Below are 17,641 nucleotides of genomic sequence, written 5' to 3' on the forward strand. Positions count from 1 at the left end.
CACCCAGCCGGTGACCGGCACGCGATGCCGTGGGATCACCCTAACCGACGTGCAGGTGTTCCAGACCGGACGCGGTCACCAAATTCTCTTCGGCGAACAGTCGGGTGCCTTGCTCGCAGAGCCGCGCGTCGGCCCGGGCGCGGGCGCAGAACTCCTCCGGGCTCGCCCCGAACAGTCGACGCAACGCCGCTGACCGAGCAAGAAGTTCCGTGATCAGGGCGCGCTGCCCGGGATGGCTGCGAGGCAGGCCGTCTCCGTCGCGCAGAACGCCATGGTGGTTCACATATGCGAAAACTTCGAGGAGGGTCTCGCCGCCCTCCTGCTCGACCCGGAAGCCGGGCTGGGGCAGCAGGACCCGGTCGTAGTTCGGCTCCGTCGCGTCGATCGCGGCGAGCTGCTCCGCGTCCAGCCAGATGACGAACAACTCCCGCGTGACGGCGGGAGCTTGCACGGGCGACGCGGACAGGTATCCGGCACGGCTGACATGCGCCGAGACGCCGATCTCGATGCCCGTCACCCGGGCCCTCACCATCGGGACGGAGGAGACGATCCCGAACTCGCCCATCTTGTAACGCAGTTGGGCGGGGTTGGCGTTGGAGCCGACAGCCACGACCGGAGTGCGGCCGGGATGCGTCAGCCGGTCCAGCGGCAACAGCTCGTCGCCGTCGAGCAGTACCGAGCCCGCCGGCCAGGAGCCGGGATAGGACAGCGGGTGGTCGCGCGGTGCGTCGGCCAGACCCAGCGCCTCGAGCGTGCGGTGTTCGTCACGGGCCGCCATGGGGGACTCAGCCGGCCGGCGGCAGCTCGCCCGAGCCGCGTTCGACGAGCCGGGTCGGCAGTTCGATGCGCTCCGGCGTGATCAGCGTGCCGTCCAGCTGTGCGAACAGGCGCTCGGCGGCGGTACGGCCGAGCGTGGCCGCGTCCTGGGCGATCACGGTGACCCCCGGCTGGAGCAGGTCGGCGAGCTCGAGGTCGTCGAAGGCCACCAGGGCGACCTGACGGCTCTGCTCGGCGAGCACCCGGATCACGGTGACCGTCACCCGGTTGTTGCCCGAGAAGATCGCCGTGACCGGGGCGGACCCGGACAGCATCTCCTCGGCCGCGCGCCGCACCCGCAGGGGGTCGGTGGCGCCCAGCGACATCCAGGCGTCCTCGACCGGTATGTTCGCGTCCTCCATCGCCGTGCGGTAGCCGCGCAGGCGCTCGGCGGCGGTGTGGATGCGGGGCATGTCGCCGATGAAGCCGATCCGGCGGTGTCCGTGCGCCACGAGGTGGCTCACGCCCTCGTGGGCGCCGCCGAAGTTGTCCGACAGGACGCAGTCGGCGTCGATCCGGCCGGCCGGCCGGTCCACGAACACCGTGGCGACGCCCGCCTTCATCTCGGGTTCCAGGTAACGGTGGTCGTCACCGGCCGGGATCACCACCAGACCGTCCACCCGGCGCGCACACAGGGCGAGCGCCAACTCCTGCTCCCGGTCCGGGTCCTCGGCGCTCGAGCCGTTGATCAGCAGTGCCCCGTGGGCCCGGGCGACCTCCTCCACGGCGCGGCTGAGCGGTCCGTAGAAGGGGTCGGCGAGGTCCTCCAGGACCAGGCCGATGCTGGCCGTGCGGCCCTTGCGCAGTACCCGGGCACTGTCGTTGCGGCGGAAGCCGAGCGCGTCGATGGCCTCCTGGACCCGGCGCTCCGTCTCGGGAGTGACGCCCGGCTCGCCGTTCACCACCCGCGAGACCGTCTTCAGGCCCACTCCGGCGCGAGCGGCGACGTCCTTCATGGTGGGACGGTTGCCGTAGCGGCTGTCGGGCCGGCGCTGCGTCTCGGGCACGATGCGGTGTCCTGTCCTGTCGTCCACGGGAGGTCGGCCAAGCACGTCGTCCGTGACATGGTGCACACGGAGATGCGTGGGTCCCAGGGGTTGTATGAGGATGTGGCGTCGAGCATAGAGCCTGGACAACGTTGTCAGATGCGGGAGACACTGTCCACCGCAATCTCCGGCCCGCGCCCCCACCGCTGGACCGGTCGGCCCTTTTCCATGGTGGAGCGGGAGAACCCAGACTGATGCACACCGACCTCGTGGCCGCGCTCGACATCGGCGGCACCAAGATCGCCGGAGCGCTGGTGGGCGGCGACGGCACGATCCTGGCCCGCGCGCAGCGCCCCACGCCCGCACAGGAGAACGGCGACACCGTGATGCGGGCGGTGGAGGAGACGCTGGCGGAGCTGACCGCGTCACCGCTGTGGGGTCGCGTGCATGCCGTCGGTATCGGCAGCGCGGGCCCCGTGGACGCCTCGGCCGGCACGGTCAGCCCGGTGAACGTGCCCGGCTGGCGCGACTATCCGCTGGTCGACCGGGTCCGGGCGGCGACCGGGAACCTTCCGGTCGAGCTCATCGGCGACGGCGTGGCCATCACCGCGGCCGAACACTGGCAGGGCGCCGCCCGCGGTCACGACAACGCCCTGTGCATGGTGGTCTCCACCGGCGTCGGCGGCGGCCTGGTCCTCGGCGGCCGGCTGCACCCGGGCCCCACCGGCAACGCGGGGCACATCGGCCACATCAGCGTCGAACTCGACGGCGATCCGTGTCCGTGCGGTGGCCGCGGCTGTGTGGAACGCATCGCCAGTGGTCCCAACATCGCCCGCCGGGCCCTGGCGAGCGGCTGGCTGCCCGGCCCCGACGGCGACACCTCGGCGGCCTCGGTGGCCGCCGCGGCCCGTGCGGGCGACCCGGTCGCGGTGGCCTCCTTCGAACGGGCCGCCCAGGCCCTGGCCGCCGGTATCGCGGCCACCGCGACCCTCGTCGAGATCGACATCGCGGTGATCGGCGGGGGAGTGGGCAAGGCGGGCGAGGTGCTCTTCGCACCCCTGCGCCGTGCGCTCCGCGACTACGCGACCCTCTCCTTCGTCCAGCGCCTGACCGTGACACCCGCGCAGATGGGCACGGACGCGGGACTGGTGGGAGCGGCCGCGGCGGCGCTGGCCGCGAGCACCGGCGCGGCGGCCAGGGCGGGGGCCGCGGCGGCGGGGGTCTGACCAGGGGCTGTTGCCGGGGTCTGCGCACGGTCGGACACAGGTGCCGGGCGCAGGGGGTCTGACACAGAGGCGCCGGACGCCGGTGCGCTTGTCCCGAAGGAACGTTTCGGCACTGAAGGGGGCGTACCGGCGGTGCCCGGCGCAGGCTTCCGGTCCCGGTCCCGGTCCCAGCCGCCGGCGCTGACGCCCACGTGGGCCGGTGGTGCCGGTGCCTCGCTCGCGGCCGGGAGGGTGGCGGTGACCGGGGGCGGGCCGATCGTGGGGCGGTGACCTCCGGTCGGCCGATCGTGCGGGCCGATCACCCCGATACGCGTGACCCCGAGCCCGTCGTCGCCGTTGATCCGCGTATGAAGAAGCGCAGCATGCTCGCCATCGCCTCCCTCGCCACCGGATTCGTCGTCGCGGCGATCTCCCCGTCGCACGGTCTGGCCGGTGAGGACCTCGACGGACTGAACGTGGGCGACACCCTCAGCACACTGGACCACACCATCGCCAGTGACAGCCTGGACGTCGACGAGAACGCCCTGGGGCAGAACGGCTGACCGACCGGGCACGGACCGCCGAGCCGGGGCGCCGGCACCCCACCGCGAGGGGTGCCGGCGCCCCGGCCTTCGTGCGCCCTCAACGCGAACTGGTTTCCGTGGCAGGGTGGAGCGGGCAAGCCTCAGGGGGCCAACAGAAGAGGGGGAACCGTGACCGTCGTCTGGATCAACGGCGCGTTCGGTGCGGGGAAGACCACCACCGCACGGGAACTGATCGACCTGATCCCGAACAGCACGCTCTTCGACCCCGAGACCGTCGGCGCGGCACTCCCGCACCTGCTGCCGCCCAAACGTCTCGCCGAGGTCGGCGACTTCCAGGACCTGCCGATCTGGCGACGGCTCGTGATCGACACGGCGGCCGCGCTCCTCGCCGAACTGGGCGGCACCCTCGTCGTCCCCATGACCCTGCTGCGCCAGGAGTACCGCGACGAGATCTTCGGTGGTCTCGCCGCCCGCCGGATCCCCGTCCGGCATGTCCTCCTCGCTCCGGCGGAAACGATCCTGCGCAAGCGAATAGCCGACCGGGAGATCCCTTCGGACCTCCCCGACGGCGAGATACGGATCCGTCAGTGGTCGTACGACCACATCGAGCCGTACCGTGCCGCCCTCTCCTCCTGGCTCACCGCCGACGCCCACCCCGTCGACAACGGGGCCCTCACCCCGCGGGAGACGGCCCAGCGGGTCGCCGAAGCCGTCGGCAGCGGCACCGTGGCCGCCTGCGAGATCGTGCAGACCCCCGAGCCCACCGCCGAGACGGTGGCGGCCGGGGTGCTCCTCTTCGACGAGCTGGACCGGGTCCTGCTGGTGGACCCGACGTACAAGCCCGGCTGGGAGTTTCCCGGAGGGGTGGTGGAGCCCGGCGAGGCTCCCGCCCGCGCGGGACTGCGCGAGGTCGAGGAGGAGACCGGGATCCGGCTGGACCAGCTGCCCCGGCTGCTGGTCGTCGACTGGGAACGGCCGGTCCCGCCCGCCTACGGCGGACTGCGCCTCCTGTTCGACGGCGGCCGCCTCGACGCGGCGGCCGTGGCCGGCCTGCTGCTGCCCGGTCCGGAGTTGAGGGCCTGGCGGTTCGTCACGGAGGAGGAGGCCGCCGCCCTCCTGCCACCGGTCCGCCGCGAGCGCCTGCGCTGGGCGCTGCGCGCCCGCGAGCGCGGGGCCGCGCTGTATCTGGAGGCAGGAGTCCCCACCGAGTGAACGGCCCGCCCAACGGGTGATACGGCGACGGCCGAGGGGGCGACGCCCTGCGGCACCGCGCCGTCGAGGGGCGGTGCGGCGGAAAGCATCGAGGAACAGCCATGAACAGCCGTGAACAGTCATGAACACCATGAACGGCCATGAACTGTGGTGATCGGTGACGTATGGCGGTGGACAGCCCGTCGTGTGCGGCAAGGGCGGGGCCGGATCGGATGCTGCGAGGCCCTGAGCAGGTAGGGCGTGCGACGATGCCGACCGGCATGACCGCCGACCCGCTGCCCAACGCCCTCTGACCGACCGACCGACCGACCGGCATGACCGCCGGGCCGCTCCACCCGCCTTCGATCACCTACGGCGGGCGACCGCACGGAGGGCCCCGCCCCGCCGGGGCGAGGCCCTCTGCCGACGGCCGAGCGGCTCAGCCGGCCGCGTAGTTGCGCAGGAACAGGGCCTCCGCCACCGACAGCCGCTCCAGCTCCTCGGGGGACACGCTCTCGTCGACCGCGTGGATCTGGGCCTCCGGCTCGCTCAGGCCGATGAGCAGGATCTCCGCCTGCGGGTAGAGCTCGGCCAGGGTGTTGCACAGGGGGATCGAGCCACCCTGCCCCGCGTACTGCATCTCCTGACCGGGGTACGCGACCGACATCGCGTCGGCCATCGCCGCGTACGCCGGGCTGGTGGTGTCGGCGCTGAACGCCTGGCCCTGGCCGATCTGCTCGGTGCTGACGCGCGCACCCCACGGCGTGTGGGCCTCCAGGTGGGCCTGCAACAGCTTCGTCGCCTCGGCCGCGTCCACGCCCGGCGGCACCCGCAGGCTGATCAGGGCACGGGCGCCGGCTTGCACGGACGGGGTGGCGCCGACGACCGGCGGGCAGTCGATCCCCAGCACGGTGACCGCGGGGCGGGCCCAGATGCGGTCGGCGACCGTGCCGGAACCGATCAGTTCGACGCCGGCCAGGACCTTGGCGTCCCGGCGGAACTGCGACTCCTCGTATTGGAGGCCTTCCCAGCGCGTGTCGTCGGTGAGGCCGTCGACGGTGGTGGAGCCGTCCTCGGCGCGCAGCGAGTCCAGTACGCGGATCAGCGCGCCCAGCGCGTCCGGCGCGGCCCCGCCGAACTGGCCCGAGTGCAGATTGCCCTCGAGGGTGTCGATCCGCACCCGCATCATGGTCATACCGCGCAGGGTGGAGGTCACCGTCGGCAGACCCACCCGGAAGTTGCCCGCGTCGCCGATGACGATGGTGTCGGCCGTCAGCAGGTCGGGGTGCTGCTCCGCGTACCGCTCCAGCCCGCCCGTTCCCTGCTCCTCGGAGCCCTCCACGATCACCTTCACGGTGACGGGGACACCGCCGTTCGCCTTGAGCGCGCGCAGCGCGAGCAGGTGCATGATCACGCCGCCCTTGCAGTCGGCGCTGCCGCGGCCGTACCAGCGGCCGTCGCGCTCGGTCAGTTCGAAGGGAGGGGTGGTCCAGGCGGACTCGTCCAGCGGCGGCTGCACGTCGTAGTGGGCGTAGAGCAGCACCGTCCTGGCGCCGACCGGGCCCGGCAGACAGCCGTACACCGACTGGGTGCCGTCCGGCGTGTCGAACAGGGCCACGTCCTGGAAGCCCTCGGCGCGCAGCGCGTCCGCGATCCAGTTCGCGGCGGCCTCGCTCTCGCTCCGGGGAAACTGGTCGAAGTCCGCCACCGACTTGAAGGCCACCAGTTCGGTGAGCTCCGCCCGTGCCCTGGGCAGCAGCGAGGCGACGGTCTCTGCGACCGGATTCGACGACATGGGCACGCTCCTTGTGGGTGCGACGTTGTACTGGTGTGTACTGGTCCGTACGGGTGACCGTGCGAGCGTACGCGCCTGCCGGGATGTGGGGCGCCCACGCCGCCGATCCTCCCACGGCGGACCGTGGCGATCTCCGCCGTAGGATGCGGGGGACAGGTGCGGCAAGCGGCTTGATCAGGAGCAGTAGACCATCGTGAGCAGCGAGAACTCTCCGGCGGACGACGAGAACTCTTCGGCGGACGACGCGCGGCAGGTATGGGACGTCGTCGTGGTCGGCGCGGGCCCCGCAGGGGCCTCGGCCGCTTACGCGGCGGCTGTCACGGGGCGGCGGGTGCTGTTGCTCGAGAAGGCGGAGCTGCCCCGCTACAAGACGTGCGGCGGCGGCATCATCGGCCCTTCCCGCGACGCGCTGCCACCCGGCTTCGAGCTGCCCTTCCGCGACCGGGTGCACGCGGTGACGTTCTCGAACAACGGCCGCTTCACCCGCACCCGTCGCTCCCGCCAGATGCTGTTCGGGCTGATCAACCGGCCCGAGTTCGACCAGCAGCTCGTCGAGCACGCCCAGAAGGCGGGCGCCGAGCTGCGCACGGGAGTCGCCGTGCAGCGGGTCGAGCAGCACGGCTCGGCGGTGCCGGACCGGCGCACCGTCGCGGTCGTCCTCCAGGGCGGCGAGACGCTGCTGGCCCGCGCGGTGGTCGGTGCGGACGGCAGCGCGAGCCGCATAGGAGCTCATGTCGGCGTGAAGCTCGACCAGGTGGATCTCGGTCTGGAGGCGGAGATCCCGGTGCCGGAGACGGTCGCAGAGGACTGGAAGGGCCGCGTCCTCATCGACTGGGGCCCCATGCCCGGCAGCTACGGCTGGGTGTTCCCCAAGGGGGACACGCTGACGGTCGGCGTGATCTCGGCCCGCGGCGAGGGCGCCGCCACCAAGCGCTACCTGGAGGACTTCATCGGGCGGCTCGGCCTCGCCGGGTTCGAGCCGAGCATCTCCTCCGGTCATCTGACCCGCTGCCGGGCGGACGACTCCCCGCTGTCGCGCGGCCGGGTCCTGGTCTGCGGCGACGCGGCGGGGCTGCTGGAGCCCTGGACCCGCGAGGGCATCTCCTTCGCGCTGCGGTCGGGGCGGCTCGCGGGCGAGTGGGCGGTCCGTATCGGTGAGGCGCACGACGCGGTGGACGCCCGCCGGCAGGCCCTCAACTACGCCTTCGCGATCAAAGCCGGCCTCGGGGTGGAGATGAGCGTCGGCAAGCGGCTGCTCGCCCTGTTCGAGCGCCGTCCCGGGCTGTTCCACGCCGGCCTCACCGGTCTGCGCCCGGTCTGGCGGGCGTTCACCGACATCACCCGCGGCCGGACGACGCTCGGCGAACTCGTTCGCTCCCACCCGATGGCCCAGCGCGCGCTGACCGCGCTGGACCGGCGGCAGGAGGAGGCGGACCAGGCGGAGCAGGCGGAGCGGGAGTCCGCGCCGGTGGCGCAGGAAGGCGGCAAGAGCGGTACCTGACCGGCGGGACCCGCGGATGCCGCCGGGGGCGGATCACCGTCGGTTCATGACGGTGATCCGGAACACCGGGTGGTCAGGGGCGATACGGCGCATCTCGGCATCGGGAGAGTCGGGGCCCACCCCGTTGAAGAAGACACCGACCTCGGCCTTCCAGCGCTTGAGGTAGGCGCGCAGCAACGGCGTCTTGTCGTCGTCGGCGACCTCGGTCGCCGTGAACTCCTCCACGTTCTTGCCGAGGCGAAGCTCACCACCGCCCGCCGCCCGCATGTTGTGCGTCCACTGGACGTGACCGCGCGGCGCGATCAGGTACTGCTGCCCGTCCACGGTGAGCAGGTTCACCGGGGTGGTCCGCCACTCACCGCTCTTGCGGCCGCGGACCGCCAGGACCCGCGACCCCCATACGCTCAGACCCCGGCGGGTCAGCCACGCCACGGCACGGTTGAAAACGTTGACGGTGAACCAGCCGGGCTTCTGCACGTGGGTGGACATGACTGCTGCCTCCTGAAGCGGAAAGTGTGAGCACTGCTCTCGCTCGCCTTGAGTCTGCCCGAGCCTGCCGCTCCAAAGCAAGAGCGGCGCTCTCTTATTTGTCCACTGCTCTCCAATGTGGGCGGTGCTCTGCTTTCGTGGGATGCTGTCCGTATGAGCAGCGTCCGAGGGGCCCGAGCCCGCGCCAGGATCGAAGTCACTGCCGCCATCAAGGAGGAGGCCCGCAGACAGCTCGCGTCCGAGGGTCCGACCAAGCTCTCGTTGCGTGCCGTGGCCCGGGAACTCGGCATGGTCTCCTCCGCGCTGTACCGCTACTTCCCGAGCCGTGACGATCTGCTCACCGCACTCATCATCGACGCCTACGACTCCCTCGGCGAGGCCGCGGAAGAGGCGCACGCGGCCGTCGCCGACGGCGCTCCCGTCGAGCGCTGGGTGGCGGTCGGCGAGGCGGTGCGCGGCTGGGCGCTGGCGCACCCGCAGGAGTACGCGCTGATCTACGGCACACCCGTGCCCGGCTACAGCGCCCCCCAGACGACCGTGCCGGCCGCGGCCCGCGTCGGCCTGCTCCTCATCGGCATCGTGCGGGACGCGCATGAGGGACACAGGCTGGACGTGCCGCTTCTGACGGACGAGCTGGTCCCCGAGGCGGTCCGGATGGCTGCCGGCCTCGCCCCCGACCTCCCGCCGGGGGTCGTCGCGGCACTCGTGGCGGCGTGGGCCCAGCTGTACGGACTCGTCGGGTTCGAGCTGTTCGGGCAGTTCAACGGCGGTGTCGTCGACGAACGGGCACCGTTCTTCCGGTACGCGGTCGCGCGCCTCGCCCACGCCGTGGGGCTCCGTCAGGACACATCCGGCTGAGCCGACCGGCTTCGGACCGCTCACCACTGCCGTGGGCCCCGGATCGGTCGGCCCCTGGTCGGTCGGTCCTGCGCCGGCGACCCTGCGCCGTTCGGCTCCGCGCCGGTAGGTCCCGCACCGCCCGGCCCCGCACCGGTCGCCGCCGCCCGGCAGGGACCGTCGGGGTCGGCCGCCGGACAGGTCCTGGTGGGCGGCGCCGGGCAGGCCCCTGCCGTCGGCCCCGGCGGGTGCAGGTACGGGTCGGCCCGCCCGCCGAGGCGGAGGGAGGTGTCCGAGGAGTTCACGGCTCGCGGCGGTATCCGACGGCTCCGGTGGCCGCGCGTACTTCCCGGGGAGTACGGCTGATCACCTCGTCCGGCGGACGTCCGGCGCGGCCGGCTGCGTCTAGCGTGGCGGACATGGACGAACAGCGGACGCACGGGCGCGGCGGCCCGGGGCGGTGGTGGCGGAACGGGCCGCCGTCCTGGCCGCGCCGCCGGGAGCTCCGGGAGGGCGGGAGCGGCATGCAGGCCCGTGACGCGCGCTTGCCCTGGCCTTCCACCCTTCTGGTCACCGCCTTCGTCCTCGCCGGCTCGAACTTCGCCGCCCATGTGCAGGAGGGTGAGCGTGCCCGGCTCGACGTCCTCGCGCGCGTGCTGCTGGTGGTCGCCTCGGGGCTGCTGCTGTGGCGGCAGCGCCACCCGGTGGCCGTCGTGTTCGGCACGGCGTCCGCCGCGGCTCTCTACCTGGGCGCCGGCTACCCGTACGGACCGGTCTTCCTGACCGTGGCCGTGGCCTGTTTCACCGCCGTCGTCGCCGGGCACCGGCGGGCCGCCTGGACGGCCCTGGGCCTGCTGTGGGCCGTCCATCTGCTGGTCGCGCACTGGCTGTACCGATGGCTCCCGCCCACTGGCGACGAGCCCGCCTCCTACGCGCAGGAGATCGTCGTCGCGGGATGGGCCGCCGCGATCGTGGCGGCCGCCGAGCTGGCCCGGGTCCGGCGTGAACAGTGGGCCCGTGAGCGGGCGGAGCGTGCCCAGGTCGCCCGGCGGCGTGCCGACGAGGAGCGTCTGCGGATCGCCCGCGAACTGCACGACGTCCTCGCGCACAGCCTCTCGGTGATCAATGTGCAGTCGGGCGTGGGCCTCGCGCTCCTCGACTCCGACCCGGAACAGGCGCGCACGGCGCTCACCACCATCAAGTCGGCCAGCAAGGAAGCGCTGGGCGAGGTACGCCAGGTCCTCGAAAGCCTCCGCACCCCGGGGGACGCGCCGCGCACCCCCGCACCCGGCCTCGACCGGCTGCCCGAGCTGGTGGAACAGGCGGCGCACGCGGGCCTGACGGTCGAGGTGACGGGTCGTACGCCCCGGTTGTCGCCCCATACGGATCTCGCCGCCTTCCGTATCGTCCAGGAGGCCCTCACCAACGTCGTACGTCACTCGGGTTCGCGCCACGCGCGTGTGCGGCTCGATCAGGGCGGCGGCACGCTACGGCTGCGGATCGACGACGAGGGACCGGCGACCGGTGCCGACGCGGGCGGCAGCGGCAACGGCCTCGCCGGGATGCGGGAGCGGGCCGCGGCGCTGGGTGGCACGATCGAGGCGGGTCCGCGCCCCGACGGCGGCTTCCGGGTGCTCGCCGTCCTGCCCGCGAGGGCCGGGGAGGACCGGTGAACGAGGGAGTGAGGGTGAACGGGGGAGGACCGGTGATCCGTGTGCTGCTCGCCGACGACCAGTCGTTGGTGCGGGCGGGATTCCGGGCGCTGCTGGACGCGCAGCCGGACATCGAGGTGGCGGCCGAGTCCGCCGACGGCGAGGACGCGGTGCTCGCGGTGCGCGAACTGCGGCCCGACGTCGTCCTGATGGACATCCGCATGCCACTCCTCGACGGCCTGGCCGCCACCCGCCGGATCACCGGCGACGGGGCGCTCGCCCGGGTCAAGGTCATCATGCTCACGACCTTCGAACTGGACGAGTACGTCTTCGAAGCGATCCGCTCGGGTGCCTCCGGCTTCCTGGTCAAGGACACCGAACCGGAGGAACTCCTGCGTGCGGTACGGGCGGTGGTGGCGGGTGACGCGCTTCTGTCGCCGGGGGTCACCCGCCGGCTCATCGCGGAGTTCGCCGCCCGCTCCAAGGAGCCCGCGGCGGCCGACGCGCTGACCCGGCTCACCGAGCGCGAGCGCGAGGTGATGGCGTTGGTCGGGATCGGCCTCTCCAACGAGGAGATCGCCCGCAGGCTGGTGGTCAGCCCGCTCACCGCCAAGACCCATGTGAGCCGCACGATGGTCAAGCTGGGCGCCCGGGACCGAGCCCAACTGGTCGTCCTGGCCTACGAGTCGGGGCTGGTCCGGCCGGGCTGGCTGGGCTGAGCGCCGGTCCGCAGGCGGACGAGTACGGAGATCACCCGGGCCGCGAAGACCACCGGAGCGAGCGCCGTGCCCGCCCGCAGCAGCGACTTCTCCGCAAGGCCGGGCAGGTGGAACAGCAGCGCCGGACCGGCGACCGCCCCGTACACCACCGCGGCCGCGAACGCCGCACTGAACAGCGCGTATCCGATCTCGACGGTGATGATGTCCCGCTCGGTCTGTGTGCGCCGGCCCCCGTACCCGCTCATACGGCGAGTCTCACAGGTGTGCGCCCGGCGGGGCAACCGCCCCGCCGGGCGCACCTGGAGGCGATCCCCCCAGGGCCTGTCCGTCGGGACAGGTCCTAGTGCCGCGACAGGCAACGTTCGCCCCGTCGCGACGCCCGGCACGCACTCTCGCCGCACCGGCCGAAAGCCCAGGTACGTCCAGTACGAGGACTTCCGGCCGGCACGCCGAGAGCACGCACCGGACGCCGCTCCTTGACGGGCAAACGTTGCCCGCCGCGGCACTAGTCGCGGGCGCCCACGGGCTCCGCGTCCGCCTCCGCCATGGTGGACCTGGCCACGACGACCGACTCCCGGGCCTGTCGGGTGCGCAGTCCGGGGAGGGTGATGAGCAGACCCGCGGCGGCGATGAGCGTCACCACCGCGAGCCCGGGCCGGTAGCTGTCGAGGACGGCCTGAGGGGTGGGGTCGGCCGGGGCGCCCGCGGTCACCACCGCCGTCACCACCGCGAGGAAGATCGCCCCGCCGACCTGCACCGAGGTGTTGAGCAGCCCCGAGACCATGCCCTGCTCATGGTCGGCCACCCCGTTGGTGGCCTGGATGTTGAGCGAGGGGAAGACCAGTGCGCAGGCCGCCCCGATCAGCAGCATGGTCGGCAGGATCACCGCCGCGTACACCGGGTCGAGATCGACCCGGAGGAACAGTGCGTATCCGGCGACCATGAAGGCGAAGCCGGCCGCGATCAGCCTGGGGGTGCCGAAGCGGTCCACGATCGCACCCATCTTGGTCGAGGACACCGCCACCAGCGCACCGGCCGGCAGGAAGGCGAGTGCCGTGTGCAGCGCCGACCAGTCGAGCAGCGTCTGCATGTACAGGGTGGCCAGGAACTGGAAGCCGACGTACGAGCCGAAGAAGGCCATAGCGCCGAGCTGGGCGCGGATCTGGCTGCCGGAGCGCAGGACGCCGAGTCGGATCAGCGGGCCGGCCGAGCGGCGTTCTACGAGGACGAAGGCGGTCAGCAGGACGGCGACGGCGAGGAACGACAGCAGCGTGCGCGCGGACGTCCAGCCGGACTCCGGAGCCTGGACCACGGTGAAGACCAGCAGCAGCATCGACGCGGTGCCGAGGACGGCGCCGGGCACGTCGTAACCGTTGTGGTCCTTCTCGCGCTCGCTGAGCGGCAGGAGTTTGAGACCGGCCACCAGCGCGATCAGGGCGATCGGGGCGGGCAGCAGCATGGTGAGGCGCCAACTCGCCTCCGTGAGCAGGCCGGAGAGGACCAGGCCCATGGAGAAGCCGGTGGCGGCGCAGGTGGTGTAGATGGACAGGGCCCGGTTGCGCAGCGGGCCCTGCGGGAACGTCGTGGTGATGATGGACAGGCCGGCCGGGGCCGTGAAGGCCGCGCTCAGGCCCTTGATGAACCGGCTCGCGATCAGCAGCGGTCCCGAGTCGACCAGCCCGCCGAGCAGCGAGGCCAGCGCGAAGACGCCGAGGGCGATCAGGAAGACCCGGCGGCGGCCGAGCAGGTCGGCCGCGCGGCCGCCGAGGAGGAGCAGCCCGCCGTAGCCCAGGATGTAGCCGCTGACGATCCATTGCAGGGTCGAGGTGGTGAGGCCGAGGTCCGAGCCGATGGACGGCAGGGCGACGCCGACCATCGACACGTCCAGCGCGTCCAGGAACATCGCGGCGCACAGCACCAGCAGGGTGCCCCACAGCCGGGAGGTCCAGCGGCCCTCGGGGAGGGGGGACGCGGGGGAGGGGAGCGGAGAGGTCATGCCGGAGACACTACATGCGCATGCATTGAATGCAAACACATTTAATTCTGATGCAACGAAACGTCTTCTCTGCTACGGTGCGCCCCATGGCGGCGGCGGAGAGTGGCGGGACGGGGGCCGAGGAGGCACTCGTGGAGCAGTGGCGGGACATGCTGGCGCTGCACGCGCGGACCCAGTGCGAACTCGACCGGGCGCTGCACCGGCACGGGTTGTGCGGCAGTGACTTCGAGGTGCTCGACGTCCTCGCGGAGTCGCCCGCGCCCGACGGCTCGTGCAGTTACCGCGTCCAGGAGATCGCCGAACGCGTCCACCTCAGTCAGAGCGCGCTGTCCCGCCTCGTCGCCCGTCTGGAGAAGGACGGCCTCGTCGAGCGCGGCATGTGCGCGGAGGACCGCAGAGGCGTCCGGGTCGCGCTCACGGGCAAGGGGCGCGCGCTGCACGGCGACGTACGGCCGGTGCAGCGCGCGGTGTTGAGCCGGATGCTGACGGACTGACCCACGCGGCTCGTCAGCCCACGGCGGACTGTTCCCGCCACAGCGTCGCCAGCGTGTCGTCCCCGGTCACGGCGGGCAGCGGCGAGCGGTTCCACAGCGCCAGGTACATCAGCGCCGCGGGCCCGGACACCTCGCAGTCGGCCTCGCCCTCGGAGTTGCGCTCCGTCACGGGCGGCTCGGACGACAGGCGTACGGTCCACACCGCGTCGGCCGTGTCCGTCGCCCGCACCCGCAGGAGCCGGGGCTCCGCGGTGCGCACCCGGCTCTTGGCACGCGCGTGGAACCCGCGCAGCAGTTCGTCGATGCCGTCCGCCGCGAAGCCGGCACTGAAGTCCCCGGCGATCTCCTCGGGTGCGCGGCCGCGGGCCGACTCCGCGTCCACACGGTGCACGGCCGTCTCGTGCGCCTGTCGCCTGGCCCAGAACGCCAGCGGTGACGGCGCGGGCAGGAAGTGCCAGCACTGTACGTCGGACGGGGCGTCGGACAGGGTGCCGACGAGCCGCCGATGCCCCTCGCGGAACCAGTCCAGCAGCGCGTCGCCGACGAGGTCCGGCGCCTCGTCGAAGGGACGGAACGACGGGTTGCCCTCGGCCACGAACGAGGTCGCCCAGCGGTGCACCGCCCCCGTGTGCCGCAACAGGTCCATGACCTGCCAGTCCGGGCAGGTCGGCACCTTCGCGTCGGGGCCCGCTTGGGCCGCCGCGGCGGCCAGCGACCTGCCCTCCCGGTCCAGGACGTGGATGAACTCGGCAGTCTCCATGGGGGGAGTGTGCCCGATGGAGTGCGGTCGAGGGCAGGGACGACGGTGTTCAGCCGGCCGTCGCCCGTCGCGTGGCGAAGCCGATCGCAGCGGCCACCGCTGCGAGCGCGGCCACACTGGTGAGGGCGGCGGACAGGGAGAACCAGTCGGCCATGAACCCGATGGCGGGCGGGCCCAGCAGCATGCCGCCGTAACCGAGCGTCGAGGCGACGGCGACCCCGCTCGGGCCGGCCAGCGCGCCCGCGCGTTCGACGGCGACGGGAAAGAGGTTGGCCAGGCCGAGCCCTGCGATCGCGTAGCCCAGGAGCGCCGCCCACAGGGCCGGGGCGAGCGAGCCGAGCAGCATCCCGGCCGCCGCGACGACCCCTCCGGTCACCACGGTACGGGTGCGGCCGAGCCGTTCGAGCAGGGTGGTGCCGGTGAGCCGGCCGATCGTCATGGCGAGCGCGAAACACGAGTACCCGACCGCGGCGGCCCCGGCGGAGGAACCCAGGTCCTGTCGCAGGTGCAGGGCGCCCCAGTCGGCGAGCGCCCCTTCGCCGTAGGCGGTGCAGAGGGCGATCAGACCGAAGACGACGACGAGACGGCGGGTGCGGGGCGTCGGGCGGTCCGGAGTCGATCCCGCGGACCCCGGACCGTCGGACCCGGACCCGGACCCGGACCCGGGGGCCGCGGGTGGCCGCGGCGGCTCCTGCCGGAGGAGCGTGGGCGCCGTGAGCGTGGTGACGAGCAGCCCGATGACGCCGAGGCCCAGCAGATGGCGTGTGGGGGACAGCGACCCCGCGACCAGCCCGCCGAGACCGGCGCCGATCATGCCGCCCATGCTGAACGCGGCATGGAAGGTGGGCATGACCGGCCTGCGCAGCGCGGCGACCAGATCGACGGCGGCGCTGTTGAAGGCGACGTTGATCCCGCCGTAGGCCGCGCCGAACAGCAGCAGGACGGCGCCGAGCGCGGCGGCGGAGTGGGTGAGCGGGGGAAGCGTGACGCTGAGGGAGAGCAGCACGGCGCAGACCACGGTGACCGGGTGGCTGCCGTAACGGTTGCACAGGCGACCGGTGACCATCATCGTGATCACCGCGCCCGCGGAGACGCCGAGGAGCGCGAGACCGAGGGTGCTGGAGGAGGCGCCGGTCTGTTCCTTGATGGCGGGGATCCGGACGACCCATCCGGCGAAGACGAAGCCGTCGAGGGCGAAGAACGTGGTCAGGGCGATCCGGAGCCGGGCGAGGTCGTTGCCGTCGCTGGGCGCCGCGTCACGCGTGCGGGCTTTGTTTATTTGCGGCACAAAACGAGGCTAGGGGGTCGCCCAGGGTTCAACAAGGGGGGCCCGAAGCGGTGGTCGCCGTCCGGACAGGGCCTCCGGGGGCGGGTTTGCGGAGCTTCGGGTCTGCGCGTTTGCGGGTCCTCGGGGCTTCGGGTCTGCGGGTCTGCGGGGCTTGGCTGTGGTGCTCCCGGGTTCCGTGGGATGTGCGGAGGGGCCGCGGGATGGCCGGTGGTGCGGGCAGCTCGACGGCATGAGACGGGGGGCGACGTCGTCGCGCCGCGCCCTCACGGCAGCAGTCGTCTCTCCTTGGCGACCGCCACCGCGCCCGACCGGGTCTCCACCCCCAATTTGCCGTAGATCCGTCCGAGATGGGTCTTGACCGTCGCCTCGCTGATGAACAGCGCCCGGGCGATCTCCCGGTTGCCCAGGCCCTGGGCGAGCTGGGCGAGGATCTCCCGCTCACGGGTGGACAGCGCTGGGCGCGGACTGCGCATCCTGGTGAGCAGGCGGTCGGCGACCGGAGCCGACAGCGCGGTGCGGCCGGCCGCCGCGCTGCGGACGGCGGTGAAGAGTTCGTCCGGCCGCTCGGCCTTGAGCAGGTAGCCAGTGGCGCCCGCCTCGATGGCGCGGGTGATGTCGGCGTCGGTGTCGAACATGGTGAGCACCAGGACCCGGGGACCCGCGTCCGGGCCGCTCGTCAGACGCCGGATGGCCGTCACGCCGTCCATGCCGCCGTCGAGCTGAAGGTCCATCAGCACCACGTCGGGACGCAGCCGGGCGGCCAGGGCGAGTGCCTCCTCACCGGTGCCCGCCTCGCCGACCACCTCGATGCCGTCGGCGCTGGACAGCAGGGCGCGCAGTCCCGCCCGGACGACGGCGTGGTCGTCGCACAGCAGCAGCCGGACGGGCGGCGGGGGCACGGACGTGTTCACGGAACGGGCTCCTTGACGGTGTCGGGGACGAAAGACGCCGGCTGCACCGCGACCGTGACGACCGTGCCCTCGCCCGGCCCGGACTCGACACTGAGCGTGCCGCCCACCTGCCGGGCCCGGATCCGCATGGCCGGCAAGCCGTGCCCGCGGGTGCGGTCCTGTTCCGGTACCGGCGCGGTCTGCGGGGTGGACGAACCGGAGGAGGCATACCCCGAACCGGGCCGCCCTGCGTGCGGACCGCCCGCACCGCTTGGACCGCCCGGGCTTCCCGGGCCGCCGGGGCCGCGCGAGCCGCGTGTGCTGTCCGGACCGCCGGCTCTGCCCCGACCGTCCGTACCTTCCGGGCGGCTCGGGCCGAACCCGCGTCCGTTGTCGGCGATGTCCAGGGAGACCAGGTCGTCCAGGCAGGTCAGGGTCAGCACACAGCGGGTCGCCGCGGCGTGTTCAAGATCCGGG

Annotated in this window: 17 protein-coding genes and 1 pseudogene; 8 read left to right on the forward strand and 10 right to left on the reverse strand. The window is 72.8% G+C overall.

The window, feature by feature from the left end:
- Window positions 1-40: 40 nt before the first annotated feature.
- Window positions 41-778 carry a hypothetical protein gene (locus tag OHS71_RS36090; RefSeq protein ID WP_328483513.1) on the reverse strand — a complete coding sequence of 246 codons (738 nt, stop codon included), beginning with the start codon at window positions 776-778 and terminating at the stop codon, window positions 41-43.
- Between the two features lie 7 nt (window positions 779-785).
- Window positions 786-1,823: a LacI family DNA-binding transcriptional regulator gene (locus OHS71_RS36095; protein ID WP_328483514.1), complete on the reverse strand. Its 1,038-nt coding sequence runs from the start codon at window positions 1,821-1,823 to the stop codon at window positions 786-788.
- Between the two features lie 233 nt (window positions 1,824-2,056).
- Between OHS71_RS36095 and OHS71_RS36100 the strand changes: the two genes are divergently transcribed.
- The 3 genes from OHS71_RS36100 to OHS71_RS36110 all read left to right on the forward strand — a co-directional run bounded on the left by OHS71_RS36100 (window position 2,057) and on the right by OHS71_RS36110 (window position 4,764).
- Window positions 2,057-3,028: an ROK family protein gene (locus OHS71_RS36100; protein ID WP_328483515.1), complete on the forward strand. Its 972-nt coding sequence runs from the start codon at window positions 2,057-2,059 to the stop codon at window positions 3,026-3,028.
- 347 nt (window positions 3,029-3,375) lie between these two features.
- Window positions 3,376-3,570, forward strand: coding sequence for a hypothetical protein (locus OHS71_RS36105; RefSeq protein WP_328483516.1), 195 nt, complete (start codon window positions 3,376-3,378; stop codon window positions 3,568-3,570).
- A 150-nt stretch (window positions 3,571-3,720) separates the two neighbouring features.
- Window positions 3,721-4,764, forward strand: a complete 1,044-nt coding sequence (locus OHS71_RS36110; protein ID WP_328483517.1) for an NUDIX hydrolase — start codon at window positions 3,721-3,723, stop codon at window positions 4,762-4,764.
- Window positions 4,765-5,182: 418 nt separating this feature from the next.
- Here the strand turns inward: OHS71_RS36110 and OHS71_RS36115 are convergent, their stop codons facing one another.
- Window positions 5,183-6,538 (reverse strand): dipeptidase, encoded by a 1,356-nt coding sequence (locus OHS71_RS36115; RefSeq protein WP_328483518.1) that lies wholly within the window; start codon window positions 6,536-6,538, stop codon window positions 5,183-5,185.
- Window positions 6,539-6,731: 193 nt separating this feature from the next.
- Here OHS71_RS36115 and OHS71_RS36120 point away from each other — a divergent pair, with 193 nt between their 5' ends.
- Window positions 6,732-8,039, forward strand: a complete 1,308-nt coding sequence (locus OHS71_RS36120) for a geranylgeranyl reductase family protein (protein WP_328483519.1) — start codon at window positions 6,732-6,734, stop codon at window positions 8,037-8,039.
- A 33-nt stretch (window positions 8,040-8,072) separates the two neighbouring features.
- Here the strand turns inward: OHS71_RS36120 and OHS71_RS36125 are convergent, their stop codons facing one another.
- Window positions 8,073-8,528, reverse strand: coding sequence for a nitroreductase family deazaflavin-dependent oxidoreductase (locus OHS71_RS36125; protein ID WP_328483520.1), 456 nt, complete (start codon window positions 8,526-8,528; stop codon window positions 8,073-8,075).
- 153 nt (window positions 8,529-8,681) lie between these two features.
- Between OHS71_RS36125 and OHS71_RS36130 the strand changes: the two genes are divergently transcribed.
- The 3 genes from OHS71_RS36130 to OHS71_RS36140 all read left to right on the forward strand — a co-directional run bounded on the left by OHS71_RS36130 (window position 8,682) and on the right by OHS71_RS36140 (window position 11,736).
- Window positions 8,682-9,386 carry a TetR/AcrR family transcriptional regulator gene (locus tag OHS71_RS36130; protein ID WP_328483521.1) on the forward strand — a complete coding sequence of 235 codons (705 nt, stop codon included), beginning with the start codon at window positions 8,682-8,684 and terminating at the stop codon, window positions 9,384-9,386.
- Window positions 9,387-9,784: 398 nt separating this feature from the next.
- A complete protein-coding gene (locus OHS71_RS36135) occupies window positions 9,785-11,038 on the forward strand; it encodes a histidine kinase (protein WP_328483522.1) in 1,254 nt (417 codons plus the stop codon).
- A 32-nt stretch (window positions 11,039-11,070) separates the two neighbouring features.
- The gene (locus OHS71_RS36140; protein WP_328483523.1) at window positions 11,071-11,736 is read left to right on the forward strand and encodes a response regulator transcription factor; all 666 of its coding nucleotides are present in this window, start codon (window positions 11,071-11,073) and stop codon (window positions 11,734-11,736) included.
- Here the strand turns inward: OHS71_RS36140 and OHS71_RS36145 are convergent.
- Both OHS71_RS36145 and OHS71_RS36150 read right to left on the reverse strand, forming a co-directional pair.
- Window positions 11,697-11,981, reverse strand: a complete 285-nt coding sequence (locus tag OHS71_RS36145; protein WP_328483524.1) for a DUF6332 family protein — start codon at window positions 11,979-11,981, stop codon at window positions 11,697-11,699. The genes OHS71_RS36140 and OHS71_RS36145 overlap by 40 nt on opposite strands.
- Before the next feature lie 260 nt (window positions 11,982-12,241).
- Window positions 12,242-13,732 carry an MFS transporter gene (locus tag OHS71_RS36150; protein WP_328483525.1) on the reverse strand — a complete coding sequence of 497 codons (1,491 nt, stop codon included), beginning with the start codon at window positions 13,730-13,732 and terminating at the stop codon, window positions 12,242-12,244.
- An 86-nt stretch (window positions 13,733-13,818) separates the two neighbouring features.
- On the opposite strand from OHS71_RS36150, the gene OHS71_RS36155 reads away from it, so the two are divergent.
- Complete coding sequence (locus OHS71_RS36155; RefSeq protein WP_328483526.1) at window positions 13,819-14,226, forward strand: MarR family winged helix-turn-helix transcriptional regulator; 408 nt, start codon at window positions 13,819-13,821, stop codon at window positions 14,224-14,226.
- A 13-nt stretch (window positions 14,227-14,239) separates the two neighbouring features.
- On the opposite strand, the gene OHS71_RS36160 is transcribed toward OHS71_RS36155, so the two are convergent.
- The 4 genes and pseudogenes from OHS71_RS36160 to OHS71_RS36175 form a co-directional block, all read right to left on the reverse strand.
- Window positions 14,240-14,986, reverse strand: a complete 747-nt coding sequence (locus OHS71_RS36160) for a maleylpyruvate isomerase family mycothiol-dependent enzyme (protein ID WP_328483527.1) — start codon at window positions 14,984-14,986, stop codon at window positions 14,240-14,242.
- 49 nt (window positions 14,987-15,035) lie between these two features.
- A complete protein-coding gene (locus OHS71_RS36165) occupies window positions 15,036-16,274 on the reverse strand; it encodes an MFS transporter (protein ID WP_328483528.1) in 1,239 nt (412 codons plus the stop codon).
- A 263-nt stretch (window positions 16,275-16,537) separates the two neighbouring features.
- Window positions 16,538-17,185, reverse strand: coding sequence for a response regulator transcription factor (locus tag OHS71_RS36170; RefSeq protein WP_328483529.1), 648 nt, complete (start codon window positions 17,183-17,185; stop codon window positions 16,538-16,540).
- Window positions 17,182-17,631 (reverse strand): annotated as a pseudogene (locus tag OHS71_RS36175) (ATP-binding protein); the annotation flags it as partial. The pseudogene OHS71_RS36175 and the gene OHS71_RS36170, both read right to left, overlap by 4 nt.
- Window positions 17,632-17,641 lie beyond the last annotated feature (10 nt).

Origin of the sequence: Streptomyces sp. NBC_00377 (assembly GCF_036075115.1) — a bacterium.
Lineage (GTDB): Bacteria > Actinomycetota > Actinomycetes > Streptomycetales > Streptomycetaceae > Streptomyces.